Origin of the sequence: Sedimentibacter sp. B4 (assembly GCF_000309315.1) — a bacterium.
Taxonomy (GTDB): domain Bacteria; phylum Bacillota; class Clostridia; order Tissierellales; family Sedimentibacteraceae; genus Sedimentibacter; species Sedimentibacter saalensis.
This window is the reverse complement of the sequence record NZ_CANG01000379.1, coordinates 1-230: the sequence shown is the minus strand read 5'-3', so window position 1 is coordinate 230 and position 230 is coordinate 1. Positions and strand designations below refer to the sequence as shown.

Here is a 230-nt window from a genome sequence, read left to right as displayed (position 1 = left end):
TGATCGACGCCTACCGGGACGCACTGGCCGGGCTGCCGTGGGCCTCTCGAGGGCTGGACGTCGACAACGACCTGTTCGCGCTGCTGCGCTCCGGTACCGACGAGCCGGACGCGGTGGCCGTGGTCTGCGGCACCGGGATGAATGCCGTCGGGGTGCGCGCGGACGGGGCCCGGGTCCGGTTCCTCGCGGTCGGGCCCATCTCGGGAGACTGGGGTGGCGGCGGCGGGCTA

At 74.3% G+C, this 230-nt stretch carries 1 pseudogene; it reads left to right on the top strand.

The window, feature by feature from the left end:
* Positions 1 to 230 (top strand): annotated as a pseudogene (locus BN358_RS11530) (N-acetylglucosamine kinase); the annotation flags it as partial.